At 63.4% G+C, this 15546-nt stretch carries 13 protein-coding genes and 1 pseudogene; 7 read left to right on the forward strand and 7 right to left on the reverse strand.

Annotation, left to right across the window (positions count from 1 at the left end; all coding sequences use genetic code 11):
* Positions 1–5 precede the first annotated feature (5 nt).
* The 6 genes from AC1DUB_RS03040 to AC1DUB_RS03065 all read right to left on the reverse strand — a co-directional run bounded on the left by AC1DUB_RS03040 (position 6) and on the right by AC1DUB_RS03065 (position 5675).
* Positions 6–1016 (reverse strand): ABC transporter ATP-binding protein, encoded by a 1011-nt coding sequence (locus AC1DUB_RS03040; RefSeq protein WP_477728241.1) that lies wholly within the window; start codon positions 1014–1016, stop codon positions 6–8.
* Positions 1009–2118, reverse strand: a complete 1110-nt coding sequence (locus AC1DUB_RS03045) for an ABC transporter ATP-binding protein (protein WP_477728242.1) — start codon at positions 2116–2118, stop codon at positions 1009–1011. The genes AC1DUB_RS03040 and AC1DUB_RS03045 overlap by 8 nt, the downstream gene beginning before the upstream one ends.
* An 89-nt stretch (positions 2119–2207) precedes the next feature.
* Positions 2208–2396 carry a hypothetical protein gene (locus tag AC1DUB_RS03050; protein ID WP_477719764.1) on the reverse strand — a complete coding sequence of 63 codons (189 nt, stop codon included), beginning with the start codon at positions 2394–2396 and terminating at the stop codon, positions 2208–2210.
* Positions 2393–3340 carry a carbohydrate ABC transporter permease gene (locus AC1DUB_RS03055; RefSeq protein ID WP_477728243.1) on the reverse strand — a complete coding sequence of 316 codons (948 nt, stop codon included), beginning with the start codon at positions 3338–3340 and terminating at the stop codon, positions 2393–2395. Before AC1DUB_RS03055 ends, AC1DUB_RS03050 begins: the two co-directional genes overlap by 4 nt.
* Entirely contained in the window at positions 3337–4347 is a 1011-nt protein-coding gene (locus AC1DUB_RS03060) for a carbohydrate ABC transporter permease (protein WP_477728244.1), read from the reverse strand. The genes AC1DUB_RS03055 and AC1DUB_RS03060 overlap by 4 nt, the downstream gene beginning before the upstream one ends.
* Positions 4344–5675 carry an ABC transporter substrate-binding protein gene (locus AC1DUB_RS03065; RefSeq protein ID WP_477728245.1) on the reverse strand — a complete coding sequence of 444 codons (1332 nt, stop codon included), beginning with the start codon at positions 5673–5675 and terminating at the stop codon, positions 4344–4346. The genes AC1DUB_RS03060 and AC1DUB_RS03065 overlap by 4 nt, the downstream gene beginning before the upstream one ends.
* A 313-nt stretch (positions 5676–5988) precedes the next feature.
* Here AC1DUB_RS03065 and AC1DUB_RS03070 point away from each other — a divergent pair, with 313 nt between their 5' ends.
* Both AC1DUB_RS03070 and dhaK read left to right on the forward strand, forming a co-directional pair.
* On the forward strand, positions 5989–7017 hold the full coding sequence (locus tag AC1DUB_RS03070; protein ID WP_477728246.1) for a LacI family DNA-binding transcriptional regulator: 1029 nt from the start codon (positions 5989–5991) through the stop codon (positions 7015–7017).
* Between the two features lie 52 nt (positions 7018–7069).
* The gene (gene dhaK / locus AC1DUB_RS03075) at positions 7070–8053 is read left to right on the forward strand and encodes a dihydroxyacetone kinase subunit DhaK (RefSeq protein WP_477728247.1); all 984 of its coding nucleotides are present in this window, start codon (positions 7070–7072) and stop codon (positions 8051–8053) included.
* A 36-nt stretch (positions 8054–8089) separates the two neighbouring features.
* On the opposite strand, the pseudogene AC1DUB_RS03080 reads toward dhaK, so the two are convergent.
* A pseudogene (locus tag AC1DUB_RS03080) lies at positions 8090–8193 on the reverse strand (ArsR family transcriptional regulator); the annotation flags it as partial.
* 852 nt (positions 8194–9045) lie between these two features.
* Between AC1DUB_RS03080 and AC1DUB_RS03085 the strand changes: the two are divergent.
* From AC1DUB_RS03085 to AC1DUB_RS03105, 5 genes are read left to right on the forward strand one after another with little or no spacing between them, the layout of a single operon-like run.
* A complete protein-coding gene (locus tag AC1DUB_RS03085; RefSeq protein ID WP_477728248.1) occupies positions 9046–10305 on the forward strand; it encodes a sarcosine oxidase subunit beta family protein in 1260 nt (419 codons plus the stop codon).
* A 1-nt stretch (position 10306) separates the two neighbouring features.
* Positions 10307–10615: a sarcosine oxidase subunit delta gene (locus AC1DUB_RS03090; protein WP_477728249.1), complete on the forward strand. Its 309-nt coding sequence runs from the start codon at positions 10307–10309 to the stop codon at positions 10613–10615.
* Entirely contained in the window at positions 10612–13608 is a 2997-nt protein-coding gene (locus AC1DUB_RS03095; RefSeq protein ID WP_477728250.1) for a sarcosine oxidase subunit alpha family protein, read from the forward strand. Before AC1DUB_RS03090 ends, AC1DUB_RS03095 begins: the two co-directional genes overlap by 4 nt.
* Positions 13601–14254 (forward strand): sarcosine oxidase subunit gamma, encoded by a 654-nt coding sequence (locus AC1DUB_RS03100; protein WP_477728251.1) that lies wholly within the window; start codon positions 13601–13603, stop codon positions 14252–14254. Before AC1DUB_RS03095 ends, AC1DUB_RS03100 begins: the two co-directional genes overlap by 8 nt.
* 12 nt (positions 14255–14266) lie before the next feature.
* Positions 14267–15541, forward strand: coding sequence for a serine hydroxymethyltransferase (locus AC1DUB_RS03105; protein WP_477728252.1), 1275 nt, complete (start codon positions 14267–14269; stop codon positions 15539–15541).
* Positions 15542–15546 lie beyond the last annotated feature (5 nt).

Raw genomic sequence — 15546 nt, forward strand, 5'->3', positions numbered from 1 at the left:
GGGTCTCAGGCTGCAAGCCGCTTTCCGGCCTGGTCGAACAGCAGGCGCTGGCCAGCCGGAAAACGCAGGCGGATACGGGACTGGGGAGGAGGCGCAACGCTTTGCATCAGGCGGGCGCGCACCTCAACGCCGGCGTGCTCGGCGATGACGTGATGCTTGAGCAAGGAGGACTCGATGACTGTGCACTCGAAGCCATCGTTCTCACCTGCCAGTTCCACGTCCTCGGGCCGCATGCCGACGCTGGCCGCCGCAGCCGGGTGCTGGCCGACGAACCACCCCGCCGGCAGCACGTTGATCGCCGGCGAACCGAGCCGCTGCGCCACCTGCACCGACACGGGCGCCTCGTAGATCTCCTCGGGTGTGCCGATCTGCTGGATGTGGCCGGCTTCCAGGATGGCAATACGGTCGGCCAGCGTGGTGGCTTCCACCTGGTCGTGCGTCACGTAGACCACGGTGGTGCCGCTTTGGCGTTGCAGGCGCTTGAGTTCCACGCGCAGTTCCTCGCGCAGCTTCGCGTCCAGAGAAGACAGTGGTTCGTCCATCAGGTATACACGCGGCTCCCGCACCAAGGCGCGGCCGATGGCTACGCGCTGCATCTCACCGCCCGACAGGGCCGTGGCTTTGCGCTGCAGCTTGCTTTCGATGTGCAGCGTGGCCGCGACCCGCTCCACTCGCTGCCGGATTTCCGCCTCGGGAATACGGCGCAGCGGCGCGCGCAGCGGAAACGCCAGGTTGTCGAACACTGTCAGATGCGGGTACAGCGAATACTGCTGGAAGACGAAGGCGCAATCGCGCTGGGCCGGCGCTGCGGTGGTGACGTCTTCGCCGTCCATTCGCACCAGGCCGGTCTCGGGTTGCTCCAACCCGGCGATGATGCGCAGGGTCGTAGTTTTCCCAGCGCCACTGGGGCCAAGCAGCACGAAGAATTCGCCGTCGGCGATCTCCAGCTGCAGGTCGGTCAGCGCTGCGATGTCGCCGAAATGTTTGTGGATGCCGTGTAGGGAAATACTAGCCATGGCGCATACTCGGTTGGTGGGCGATAGTGGTGGCGCTGGGCAGCAACCGTTCAGTGGCCGCGTCGAAAAGCACCACCCGTTGGGTGTCGAAGGCGAGGCCGACCTGCTCTTGCAGGACCGGCCGCACAGACTTGTCGACCAGCACTTTCAGCGGCCCCGCATCGGTTTGCACCTCGGCGACCCAGTGCGAGCCGAAGTACTCGACATGCTGCACGCGACCACTCAGGCTGCCCTTGCCTGGCGCCTGCAGGCGCACGTGTTCGGGTCGTACGCCCAGCAGCACTGACGGGGAAGGGGCTTCGACCGTAGGTACATCAATAGTTCCGCTCGCCCCCCGCACACCGGTGTCGCCGCGGACCACGGGCGCATCGACTTTGAGCAGGTTCATCGGCGGGCGGCCGATGAATCGCGCCACAAACAAACAGGAGGGAAAACTGTAAATGCCATGCGGGTCGTCGGCCTGGAGGATCTCGCCCTCATTCATCACCACGATGTGGTCGGCCAGCGCCATCGCCTCGTTCTGGTCATGAGTAACGAACACGGTGGTCGTCTTCAGCCGGTCGTGCAGCCTGCGCAGTTCCACGCACATCAGTTCGCGGAATTCGGCGTCCAGCGTGCCCAGCGGCTCGTCCATCAGAAAGGCCTTGGGTTGGCGCACGATGGCGCGGCCCAGCGCCACGCGCTGCCGGTCACCACCGGCCAGACCGGTGACCCGCGAACCCAGCAGGTGCTCTATACGCAGGATGGCGGCGACCTCCTGCACGCGCCGGTCTATCTCGGCGCGCGACACGCCCTCATTGCGCAGGGGGAACTCCAGGTTACCGCGCACCCCCATGTGCGGATAGAGCGCGAACAACTGAAACACCATCGCAATATCGCGCTCGCGCGGCCTGAGATATGTAACGTCCTGGTCGTCCAGCGTGATGCTACCGCCCGTGGGGTACTCCAGGCCGGCGATCATCCGCAGCGTGGTCGTCTTGCCACAGCCCGAGGGGCCGAGTAGCACGACGAATTTGCCGCTTTCGAGCACCAGCGAGGAGCCGCGCACTGCGGTGAAGTCGGCAAAGCGCTTCTGCAGGTTCTGGATTCTGATTTCGCTCATGATGGCCTCCGACAGGCCGCCCTTAGGAGGCCGAGCCCCCTCAGGGGGCAGAGCAGCGGCGTAGCCGCAAACGTGGGGGTAGTCATTTTTCAGTTCTGCGGCAGTTTGCCGGCGATGGAATAGCCGATCACGCCGGCCAGCAGCACTGTGAAGGCATAGCTGTAGACCTCGATGGACCAGGGTTGCATCAACATCACCAGGCCCAGGCCGATCAGGGTGGCTGTGCCACGTTCCCAGGGCGCGCGGCGCAGCCAGCGGGGGGATTTGCGGGACTTCATTTTCGAATGGCTCCGAAGGTCACGCCGCGCAGCAGGTGCTTGCGCAGCAACACGGTGAACACCAGCACCGGCAGCAGGAACAGCGTCGTGCCGGCTGCCATGGCGGGCCAGTCGAGACCGCCTTCGCCGATGATGGTGGGGATGAAAGGTGGCGAGGTCTGCGCCGTGCCGCTGGTGAGCAGCAGCGCGAACGCGTACTCGTTCCAGGCGAAGATCAGGCAGAAGATCGAGGTGGTGGCGATGCCGGTGGCCGCCTGCGGCAGCACCACCTTCAGGAAGGCCTGCCAACGCGTGTAGCCGTCCACCATGGCCGCCTCCTCGTACTCGCGCGGGATTTCGTCCATGAAGCCCTTGAGCAGCCACACCGCAAGCGACAGGTTCACGACGGTGTACAGCAGGATCAGGCCCAGGTGGGTGTCGTTGAGCCCCAGGTGGCGAAACATCAGGTAGATCGGGATGGCCACTGCGATCGGCGGCATCATCCGGGTGGACAAGATGAAGAACAGCCAGTCGTCCTTGCCCGGCACCCGAAAGCGCGAGAACGCATAGGCCGCCAGTGTGCCCAGTACCACCGACAGCAGGGTCGAACCAAAGCCGATCAGCAGCGAATTGAGGTAACGGTCTGAAAAGCGCGAGGGGCCGGCCAGGATCATCTGCTGTTCACGGACCAGGCCTTCGTACCAACTCGTGGCCGGTGGTTGCGCCGCCAGTTCTTCTGCGGACACGCGTGAGCGTGTGGTGAACAGGTTGACGTAGCCAATCAGGGATGCCTCGGCCACCACCTTGGGCGGATAGGCAATGGCATCCTGCGGGGTGCGCAGGCTCGTCATGAAAATCCACGCCAACGGGACCAGCGAGATGACGGTGTAGGTGATGACCAGGACGCCGGCGAACCATTTGGCGAGTGACGTCGGCTCCAGCGGGCTGTGGGGGATGGTTTTCATCTCTGTTTCACCTTGTCCAGGAAACGCACCGTCACGAGCGACATGCCGTAGATCGCGACGAAAAGGATGATGGCGAAGGCCGAGCTGTAGCCGGTGCGCCATTTCTCGAAAGCCTCGCGCTTGAGGTGGATCGATGCCAGCTCGGTCACCGAGCCGGGGCCGCCATTGGTGAGGTTGTCCACCAGGTCGAACATCTTGAAGTTCTCGATCGAGCGGAACAGCAGTGCCAGGATGATGAAGGGCATGACCATCGGCAGCGTGATGCGCCAGAATTTGGTCCACTCAGAGGCACGGTCGATCTCTGCCGCTTCATACAGATAGGGCGGGATGGAGCGCAGCCCGGCCAGCAGCAGCAGCATCACGTAAGGCGTCCACATCCAGGTGTCCACCAGCACGATGGCCCAGGGCGAAAGCTGCGTGTCGCCCAGCATGGTGAAATTGCCGGCGCCGCCGAAGAGGCGTGCGATGGCGTTGAAGATGCCGTACTGCGGCTCGAAAAAATACTTCCAGAAGGTGCCGACCACTGCCGGCGCCAGCATCATGGGCAGCAGGATCGCGGTGCTCCAGAAGCTGTGCGACCTGAACTTGCGGTTCAGCAGCAGGGCCAATGCGAAGCCCAGCAGTAGTTGCAGGGCAATCGACCAACACAGGAAGTGCGCCGTGGTGCGCATGTTCTCCCAGATTGCCTCATCGCCAAGTACGCGCTGGTAGTTGGACAAGCCCAGCCACACCACTTCTGCATTGGGCCGGTTGGCACGGAAGTTGGTGAATGAGAGATAGATCGTCCACAGCAACGGGAAGATGTTGAAGGTCAGCAGCAGCAGGATAGTGGGGCCCACGAAGAGCCAGGCCAGCGCCCGGTCTGACAGCCCCCGCAAGGCCAGGAGCGGACGCTGCCCTGACGCGGCGGAGGCGGCCCGATGGGCGGGGCCTACCGGTTCCGGGAGATTAGCGCTGGGTACCGCTGCAGGCGGCGGTACCCATTGCGTGAATTCCGTGGATTTCACTTGATTTTCCCGTCTTCCTTGAACACCTGGATCCAGTCCTTCAGCAGCGCATCCAGAGCGGTGTTGGGCGTGCCCTTGCCGGCGACCACGTACTCATGCACACGGTTCTGCATGGCCAGCAAAAGCTGTGCATAGGAGGGCTCGGCCCAGAAGTCCTTGACGATCTTCATCGAGTCCAGGAACACCCTGGCATAGGGCGTGCTGGTTTCGAAGCCCGGGGCTTCTAGAATGGACTTCATGCAGGTGAAGCCGCCGCCGTCCCACCACTTTTTCTGGATGGCAGGCTGCGCGAACCACTTCATGTACTGCAGCGCCATGTCCTTCTTGTCGGAGTACTTCACCACCGAGATACCCTGACCACCGAGTTGTGCAAATTGCTTGTCGCCCTTGGGGATGGGGAAGAAGCCGGTCTTCTCGCCACCGACCTGCGGGTCCTTGGAGATACCAGGGAAGAAGGCGATGAAGTTCATCTGCATCGCCACCTGGCCCGACTTGTAGGCGTCCAGGTCCTCGGTCATGTAGGCGTTGCCGTGGCCGGGCGGCACGCAGCAGTCGAAGAGGTCCTTGTAGAACTTCAGGCCCTTCACGGCGCCGGGGCCGTTGATGTAGCCGTTCATGTCGTATGGTTTCTTCGGGTTGTCGTACTCCATCCCATAGGCGTACATGGTGTTCGTGACGCCCATCGTGATGCCTTCTGAGCCGCGCTCGGTGTACAGCGCGGCGCCGTAAACCTTCTTGCCATCAATGACACGATTCTGGAAGAACTGGCCGATCTGCTTGAACTCGTCCCAGGTCTTGGGCGGGGCCAGCTCGCGGCCATGCTTGCTCTTGAACTCGGCCTGCAACTCGGGGCGGGCGAACCAGTCCTTGCGGTAGGTGAAGGCCACGGCATCGCCCATGGCCGGCAGCGCCCAATAGTTCTTCGTGCCCTTGGGCCAGGTCGAATAGCCCTCAACCGTCGCCGGCATGAAGTCGCCCATCTTGATGGCGTTCTTGTCGAAAAAGTCGTTGAGCTTGACGTAGTGGCCTTCGGTGGCGGCCGAACCGATCCACTGGCTGTCGCCGATCAGCAGGTCGCACAGTTTGCCCTTGGAGTTGAGCTCGTTGAGCATGCGCTGGGCGAAATTCGGCCAGGGCACGAACTCGTATTTCATCTGGATACCGGTCTTGACGGTGAAGTCTTTCGACAGTTCCACCAGCGCGTTGGCCGGGTCCCAGGCGGCCCAGCACAGGGTCAGCTGCTTGTCCTGCGCGCTTGCACCCAGCGCTGTCAATCCCAGTGCAGCCCCGGCCAGCAGGCGCCAGAGGGTTGATTTGGCTTTGCTCATGTGTTCGTCTCCTTACGGTGCGTGGCGGGCCACGCTTGGGTTGCAAATGGAAGCGGCGATTCGGGTGCATCTGCCCGCTTGTTTTTTCGGCCTCATCCGCCGATCAGCCCAGGTCATCGACTTGTCTGATGTGATTGATGGTAATCACATCATTTAATACATCAATCAATAGAAACCCTAATAGATCAATATTCCAGATATTTACGAGGCTGCCTTACCTCTGCTGATCGAAATTGAGGTACATTCTTGACAGGAAGGGCGACCACAAGATTGATTTATTTAAAATCACCTTGGCCGCAAACCCATCGATTCAATGGCAGCCACCATCAACCAGATAGCAGAAGCTGCGGGCGTAAGTACCGCCACGGTTGATCGCGTTCTGAACAATCGACCGGGCGTCAACCCAGCGACGGTGGATCGGGTCCGCACAGTGATGCAGGCGCTCGGCGCCGCCACTCCAGCCCGCGGCCGCCCACGGTCCACGCCCAACTACCGCTTCGGGTTTGTGTTGCCCGCTTCGCGGCGCGGTTTTTTCGACATCATCGACCGCGTCGTCGCCCAGGCCGCCGGTGATTTCAGGCACCAGCACATCACTGAAATCACCCATCGCCTGCCGAACCAGGACGGCGCGGACTTCGCTCAGGAACTGGCCAAGATGACCGATCTGGACGGCATCGCCCTGCTGGCGCCTGATGTGCCGCAGGTCAAGCTGGCCATCAATGAACTGGCTCGAAGCGGCGTGCATGTGGTCACCCTGTTTTCCGACGTCGCCGGTTCGCTGCGCGAGACCTTTGTTGGCGCGGACAACCGCGCAGCCGGGCGGACTGCGGGCATCTTGCTGGGCCGCTGCCTGCCACGCGGCGAGCCCGGGCGCTGCGCCATGCTGTCGCCGGCTACACGATTCGCCGCCGAGATCGACCGGCGCATCGGCTTTGCCCAAGTGCTGGAGGAGCGGTTTCCCAATGCCCGGCTGATCGAGCTGTCCGACATGCCGGAATCGGAAGACCAGGCCTACACATTTGCCCGGCAATTCCTCGATCCGGCTCAAACCGACGGGAAGCTGCACGCCCTGTACAACCTGGGCCCGGGCTCGCATGGCGTCAGCCGCGCCCTGCAGGAGTTAGGGTACGACAGCTCGCTGGGATTCGTGGTGCACGACCTGCTGGAGATGCACCGCTCGCTGCTGGTGGCCAACGTCGTCTCTTATGTGCTGCAGCAGGACGTGTACTACGCCATCATGACCGCCGCCAAGGTATTGCGGCTGCTGTGCGAAGACGTGCGCGGCGCGCTGGCCGTGAGCAACCCCCGAATAGAAATCATCACTGCGGAGAACCTCGCGTGACAAGGCACGCCCGCGGTGGCCATAATCGGCCCATTACCCACTGCGAGCCGCGATGAAGAAATTCACCAACCTCCCCAGCGACCTCGTGTTTGAAAGCATTCTGGGGTTCGGGGCCGCCCATGCCCAGTTGGTGACCGTGCATCTGGACCCGCTGTTCGTCACGCGCAAGAACCCCACGCCGTCCAAGGTGGCGCTGATCTCCGGCGGCGGGTCGGGCCACGAGCCGCTCCACACCGGCTTCGTCGGCACCGGGATGCTCGACGCCGCCTGCCCCGGCCAGGTGTTCACCTCGCCGACGCCCAACCAAATGCTGGCTGCGGCCAAGGCCGTCGGCGGCGAGGCGGGTGTGCTTTTCATCGTCAAGAACTACGCCGGCGACGTGATGAATTTCCAGATGGCCATGGACATGATGGACAGCGAATACGCCTGGGTCCTGGTCAACGACGACGTGTCGGTCGACACAGCCGGGCATCCCACGGGCCGCCGCGGCGTTGCCGGAACGCTGGTGGTCGAAAAGATGGTCGGCGCGGCCGCGGAGCGCGGCGCCGACCTGGCCGCCTGCAAGCACCTGGGTGACCGCGTGAACGCCTGCACGGCCTCCATGGGGGTGGCTTTCAGCAGCTGCACCGTGCCGGAGGCGGGCGTGCCGACTTTTGAGATCGGCCCTGACGAAATGGAGATAGGCGTGGGCATTCATGGCGAACCCGGGCGCCGGCGCGGGGCGTTCCAATCCGCCACCGCTATCGTTGACGAGCTGATGGACGAGATCCTGAAAGACTTGAACCCGAAGCAGGGGCAGGAGGTGCTGCTGTTCGTCAACGGCCTCGGCGGAACGCCGTTGATGGAGCTTTACCTGCTGTACCAGCTGGCCAGCGAGCGCCTGAGCCATGCCGGCCTGGTGCCGGCGCGGTCGCTGGTCGGCAACTACACCACCTCGCTCGAAATGGCCGGCGCCTCCCTGACCGTGACGCTACTGAACGAAGAGTTGAAGGCGCTTTGGGATGCTCCGGTGACAACGCCGGCCTTGCGGTGGTAGCTATTCTCCGAATGCCATCGGCTTGTGGTGGTGCGCCTACAGCCGGATAGCCGAAGGCAACGGCAACGCATCTTGTATCGCACCTGCTTCAGCGCAAAACTCGATCGAATTTTCTCAATCTCCGGAATCGGCGTGAGCTGGTTTGCCTGCAGGAGCCCTCATGAGGAATAAAGATCTGAGCGAGCCGGGGCTTCTTCGGCCCCTGCCCGGGCCGCGCGCCGCGGGTTAAACAGCCCCTGCCCTCTGTGCGGGCTTAGCGGGCTCAAATTCTCAACTTGCTAAAACAAGTACTTATGGTAAGCACGTCGCCAGTTTCAAAGGTGCCGTTCTGCGCAATTAAAGTCGTAACCACGGCTCTAGCATCCATGCGAGTTTGTGGGCAAGTGAATTTTTTAGGCCGTTTTGAGAAGTCGTAAACACGGGGTGCGAAGCCAGCTCCGACGGACTGAAATGCAGCGAAAGCGGGCATTGACTGGGTGGTAACTGCTTCATTCCGGACGAGGCCTGTCAGTGCACGCGTCGGAGGGCGGTAGTTTGCCTCTTGCTTGCATCGGAACCTTCGATACCGCTTACACAAGGTCAGGGCTCATTTTTTTTGATCTTGCCCGATCGCGGGTTTTTTGGATTGAAGCAGCATATGTGCCCAAACCCAAGGGATCGCCACGGAACTTGATTGATAGGGTTAAGTGGGGTTCCTCACTGACGGATCGCAGGGCACATTCATTGATGGAAATCATCTAGGGCAACTGTCTGCTACCGCCCAATAGCGTTATCACAACGTTCAGTCCAAGGGCTCTCGACAAGGCCAGTGATGTGTACGGAGTCACGGGCCGATTTTCAACAATCCGTCAGTGCCATCCGGTAATTCTCAAAAATCACCAAACTCGACATCATGTCGAATTTGAGCAAGTGCGCGTCTGCCCGGCGCAAGTTGGCGTACCAGGGACATCCAACAATGGACGCAGATTCATTGGACCCCCTCACGAGCGACTATGCGCGGCCAAAACTACTCTCTCTGGAGCCTGCTCAAGCACGGCTTCAAAAACCACCAAACCTGGGAACCTGCCTGGGAGCGGGTGGCGTTAAAGCCATCCTACGACGTGGTGATCGTCGGCGGCGGCGGGCACGGCTTGGCCACGGCCTATTACCTGGCCAAGAACCACCCCCAGGTCGGCCGCATCGCGGTGCTGGAAAAAGGCTACCTGGGCGGCGGCAACACCGCGCGCAATACCACCATCGTGCGCTCCAACTACCTGTGGGACGAATCGGCCGCCATCTATGAGCATTCGCTCAAGCTGTGGGAAGGCCTGACCGAGGACCTGAACTTCAACGTGATGTTCAGCCAGCGCGGCGTGTTCAACCTGGGCCATACCCTGCAGGACATGCGCGACATCGAGCGCCGGGTCAACGCCAACGCGCTGCAAGGCATTGACGCCCATGTGCTGAATGCACAGGAAGTGAAAGAAAAGATTCCCCAGCTTGACTGCAGCCGCAGTCGCCGCTTCCCGGTGCTGGGTGCCAGCTGGCAGCCGCGCGCCGGCATCGCCCACCACGACGCCGTAGCGCGCGGCTTTGCCCGCGCCGCCAGCCGCCTGGGCGTGGATCTGATCGAGGGCTGCGAAGTCACCGGCATGGACATAGCAGGCGGCAAGATCCGCGGCCTGCAAACCAACCTGGGCGCCATCAAGACCGACCGCGTGGGTTGCGTGGCCGCCGGCCATTCGTCGGTGCTGGCCAAGATGGCTGGCCTGCGCATGCCGCTGGAAAGCCATCCGTTGCAGGCCTTTGTGTCCGAATCGATGCAGCGCGTGATTGACACCGTGATCATGTCCAACGCAGTCCACGGCTACCTCAGCCAGTCCGACAAGGGCGAACTGGTGATCGGCGCCGGCATCGACAGCTACCTGGGCTACGGCCAGCGTGGCAGCCCGCACGTCATAGAGCACACGGCCGCCGCCATCATCGAGCTGTTTCCCCAGTTCTCCCGCGTGCGCATGAATCGCCAATGGGGCGGCATTGTGGACGTGACGCCTGACGCCTGCCCCATCATCTCCAAGACCGCAGTGCAAGGCCTGTTTTTCAACTGCGGCTGGGGCACCGGCGGCTTCAAGGCCACGCCGGGCTCGGGCCATGTATTTGCCGACATGCTGGCAAGAGGGGAGCCCAACGCCCTCGCCAAATCCTTCTCCGTGGACCGCTTCCACACTGGTCACCTCATCGACGAACACGGCGCTGCAGGCGTCGCCCACTGATATGTTTTTATTGCACTGCCCCCACTGCGGCGAAACGCGGGACGAAGAAGAGTTCAGCAACGCCGGTGAAGCCTATATCCCCCGCCCGCTCCAGCCCGAAGCCGTAGACGACGCCACCTGGGGCGACTATGTTTTTATGCGCAGGAACACCAAGGGCTGGTTCTGGGAGCAATGGCAGCACACCGCGGCCTGCCGCAAGGTGTTTGCCGTGAAGCGCAACACCGCCACCTACGAGATCGCCGGCAGCTGGACCCTGGCCGAAGGCAAGGCCTTGTTTCTGGCCGACATGGCCAAGGAGCAAACGGCATGAGCGGCACACGGGTACCACAGACCGGCACGCGCATCGACGCCACGCGCACAGTCAAGTTCACCTTCGACGGCCGCGACTACACCGGCCACCCCGGCGACACGCTGGCCTCCGCCCTCCTGGCCCATGGCGTGCGCCGCATGGCGCGCAGCTTCAAGTACGGCCGTCCGCGCGGCATCATCGGCGCCGGTGCGGAAGAACCGAATGCACTGGTGCAGCTGGGCGTGGGCGCGCTGACCACGCCGAACGTCAAGGCCACCCAGGCCGAGCTGTATGACGGCCTGAGCGCCCGCTCCACCTCGGGCTGGCCCTCGCTGGACTTCGATCTGAAGTCGGTGCTGGGCCAGGGCTCGCGCTTCATGCCGGCCGGCTTCTACAGCAAGACCTTCAAGTGGCCGCAAAAGCTCTGGCCGCTGTATGAAACCGTGATCCGCAAGTTCGCCGGCTTTGGCGACGCACCGACCGAACCCGATTCCGAGAACTACGACCACCTGCATCACCACGTGGACGTGCTGGTCGTCGGCGGCGGCGCCTGCGGCCTGCTGGCCGCGCTGCAGGCCGGTCGCGCCGGGCTCAAGACCGTGCTGCTGGACGAACAAAACGAACTCGGCGGCTGGCTGCTGTCCGACCCGCATGCACAAATCGATGGCCGCAACAGCGATGCCTATATCCGCTCGGTGCAAGCTGTCCTGGCCGGCATGCCGCATGTGACGGTGCTGACTCGCACCACCGCCTTCGGCATGTACGAGCAGAACCTGGTACAGGCCGTGGAACTGGTGCAGGACCATATCGCGCCAGAGCAGCGCCAGGCCCATCTGCCACGCCACCGCATGCATAAGATCCGCGCCCACCATGTGGTGCTGGCCACCGGAGCCATCGAACGCCCACTGGTGTTCGGCAACAACGACCTGCCCGGCGTGATGACCGTCTCGGCGGGCCAGACCTTTCTGCACCGCTACGGCGTGCGCGTCGGCCAACGCGTGGTGATCTGCGGCACCAGCGACCTGGTCCACGACTGCGCCGAAGGCCTGGCCAAGGCCGGCGCCACCGTCACGGTCGCCGATGTGCGCCATGGCGCGGTGGCGCGCAACAGCAGCTACACGGTGATGGCCGGCCACGGCATTGCCGAAGTCACCGGCGGCAGCGAAGTCAAGGGCGTCAAATTGGTGCCCCTGCATGCCACCCGCGACGAAGTGGCCGGCACCGGAACCTTCATCGCCTGCGATGTGGTGCTGAGCTCCGGCGGCCTGTCACCCACGGTGCACCTGTTCTGCCACGACGGCAGCCGCCCGCAATGGGATGAATCGGTAGCCGCCTTCGTCGCGCCACGTACCGGCCGCAAAGGCGTGGCCTGCGTAGGCGCGGTCACCGGTGCGTTCGAGCTGGCGGATGCGCTGGCGCAAACCACCGAAGTCATGGAGCAACTGCTGAAAGCCTGTGGCAAGGACGAACTGCTGCAAGCCCCGCTGTGCGTGCAGCCCAAGCGCCTGGCGGCCCGCCCGATGTTCCGCTTGCCCGACGGCAAGGCTGAAGGCGTCGGCGCCAAGGCCTTTGTCGACTACCAGAACGACGTCAGCGCCGCCGACATCGAACTGGCGGTGCGCGAGAACTACCACTCGATCGAGCACGTCAAGCGCTATACCGCGCTGGGCTTCGGCACCGACCAGGGCAAGCTGTCCAACGTCAACGGCTTCGTCATCACCGCCCGCGCGCTGAAGCGCCCGGTGAACGAGGTTGGCACCACCACCTACCGCCCGGCCTACACCCCGGTGAGCTTGGGCGCGCTGGCCGGTACCATGCGCGAAGAACTGTTCGACCCGAACCGCTACAGCGCTATCCACGCCGCCCATGTGGCGCGCGGCGCGGCGCTGGAGCCGGTCGGCCAATGGCAGCGGCCCTGGCATTTCGCCAAGCCCGGCGAAGATATGCACGCCGCGGTGAACCGCGAATGCCTGGCAGCGCGCAACGGCGTGGCGGTGATGGACGCGTCGACTCTGGGCAAGATCCAGATCGACGGCCCGGATGCGCGCGAATTCCTGAACCGCATCTACGCCAACGCCTGGACCCAGCTGGCCGTCGGCAAATGCCGCTACGGCCTGATGCTGGACGAAAACGGCATGGTGATGGACGACGGCGTGACCGCCTGCATTCAGCAGAACCAGTTCTACATGACCACCACCACCGGCGGTGCGGCCCGGGTGTTGAACTGGCTGGAGCGCTGGCACCAGACCGAATGGCCCGAACTCAAGGTATGGATGACTTCGGTGACCGATCATTGGTCCACCATCGCCCTGGTGGGACCCAAGTCCCGCGCGGTGCTGGCAAAGCTGTGCCCGGACATCGATCTGTCGCCCGACAACTTCAAGTTCATGGACTGGCGTGCGGGCACGGTGTTTGGCCTGCCTGCCCGGGTCTTCCGCATCAGCTTCTCAGGCGAGCTGTCGTATGAGCTGAACGTCGAATCCGGCTACGGCCACGCGCTGTGGGAGGCCGTGATGGCCGCCGGCGCCGAGTTCGACATCACGCCCTACGGCACCGAAACCATGCACGTGCTGCGCGCCGAAAAAGGCTTCATCATCGTCGGCCAGGACACCGATGGCTCGATGAGCCCGCTGGACCTGGACATGGCCTGGGCGGTCGGCATGAAAAAGCCGTTCAGCTTCCTCGGCAAGCGCTCGCTGGCACGCAGCGACACGGCCCGGGAAGGCCGCAAGCAGCTGGTCGGCCTGCTGCCCGAAGACCCCCACAGCGTGCTGATCGAAGGCGCGCAAATCATGGAAAGCGCCACCGTCGGTGCAAGCAACCAGATGCTGGGCCATGTGACCTCCAGCTACCACAGCGCCTTCCTGGGCCGCTCCATCGCCATGGCGGTGGTGGCCGGTGGTCTGCAGCGCAAAGAGCAAACCCTGTATGTGCACGCTCACGGCAAGGTCACGCCCGTCAAGGTCGGCGGCAGCGTGTTTGTGGATGTGAAAGGTGACCGCCAAAATGTTTAATCCACTGAATGTGATGCTGGAGTCCCCGCTGCACGGCTTTGACCTGCCGGCCCGCGTGGCCGCCCCCACGCCGCGGAACCGGGTGGTGATGAGCGAACTGGGCAACCTGGGCTACCTGGTCTTGCGCGGCAAGGCCGATGACGCCGCCTTCATGCAAGGCGTAGCCGGCGTGCTGGGCCAGGCCCTGCCGACCCAGCCGATGACGGTTTTATCCACCGGCGCCGGTGCAGTGCTGTGGGTATCGCCCGATGAATGGCTGCTGGTGTGCAAGCGCTCGGCCTGCAATGCGCTGCTGATCGCGCTGACCAGCGCGCTCCAAGATGTGTTCGCCCAGGTGGTGGACAACAGCGGCGGCCTGACGGCACTGCGCATCACCGGGCCCGACCACATGCTGCTGCTGCGCCAGCTCGGCCCTTACGACTATGAGAGCCTGGCCGTGGGCCGCTGCGCCAGTACCGTGGCTTCCAAGACCGGCTTCACCGTGGTGCGTACCGACACCGCCGGTGTGGTCCTCGTGTTCCGCCGCAGCTTCGCCGATTACACCTGGCGCTTGCTGGAACGCACCGCCAAGCCTTACCACCTGTGCATCACCAGCCCGGTGCAATGCGTCGACCCGACTTTCACCCCCTTGTTCGAAATCGTTTGAGGACTCTCCCCCATGACAACTGAAAACTTCTTCTCCGTGGGCGTGGCACAGGCCGATGCAGCGGTCAACACAGCCATGAGCCACGAACTGCAGCGCCAGCGCGACCAGATCGAACTCATCGCCTCGGAGAACATCGTCTCCCAGGCCGTGCTCGAAGCCCAAGGCTCGGTGCTGACCAACAAGTACGCCGAAGGCTACCCGGGCAAGCGCTACTACGGCGGCTGCGAGCATGTGGACGTGGTCGAGGCCCTGGCCATCGAGCGCCTATGCAAGCTGTTTGGTTGCGAATTCGCCAATGTGCAGCCCCACTCCGGTGCGCAGGCCAACACCGCGGTGATGCTGGCGCTGGTGCAGCCTGGCGACACGGTGCTGGGCATGTCGCTATCGGCCGGCGGCCATCTGACGCACGGTGCCAAGCCGGCGCTGTCCGGAAAATGGTTCAAGGCGGTGCAATACGGCGTGCGCCGCGCCGATTCGCTGATCGACTATGACGAAGTCGAAGCCTTGGCCGTCGAGCACAAGCCCAAACTCATCATTGCGGGCTTTTCCGCCTACCCGCGCACCATCGACTGGGCGCGCTTCCGCACGATTGCTGACAAGGTCGGCGCATTCCTGATGGTAGACATGGCCCACGTGGCCGGCCTGGTGGCCACCGGCGTCTACCCCAGCCCGGTGCCGCACGCTCATGTGACGACTTCCACCACCCACAAAACCCTGCGCGGCCCGCGCGGCGGCGTGGTGCTGACCAATGACGCAGAGATCGCCAAGAAGATCAACTCCGCTGTGTTTCCCGGCTCGCAAGGCGGCCCGCTGATGCACGTGATCGCCGCCAAGGCCGTGGCGTTTGGCGAGGCACTGCAGCCCAGCTTCAAGGCCTACACCCAGCAGGTGGTTGCCAATGCAAAGGCCTTGGGCGCAGTGCTCAAGGCCGGCGGCCTGGACCTGGTGACGGGCGGCACCGATAACCATTTGTTGCTGGTCGATTTGCGGCCTCTGGGCCTGAAGGGCAACCAGACCGAAGTGGCGCTGGAACGTGCGGGCATTACCTGCAACAAGAACGGCATCCCGTTTGACGATGAAAAGCCCACCATCACCTCCGGCATCCGCGTCGGCACGGCCGCAGGCACCACGCGCGGCTTTGGCTTGGCCGAGTTTGAAGAGGTCGGGCGTCTCATGCTCGAAGTCTTCAACAGTCTGAAAACCAACCCCGCCGGCGACGCAGCAGTAGAAGCCTCGGTCTACGTCCGCGTCAAAGCCCTGACCGCCCGCTTCCCTCTTTACGCTTGAAAGAA

Source organism: Polaromonas sp. P4_F9 (assembly GCF_056401235.1).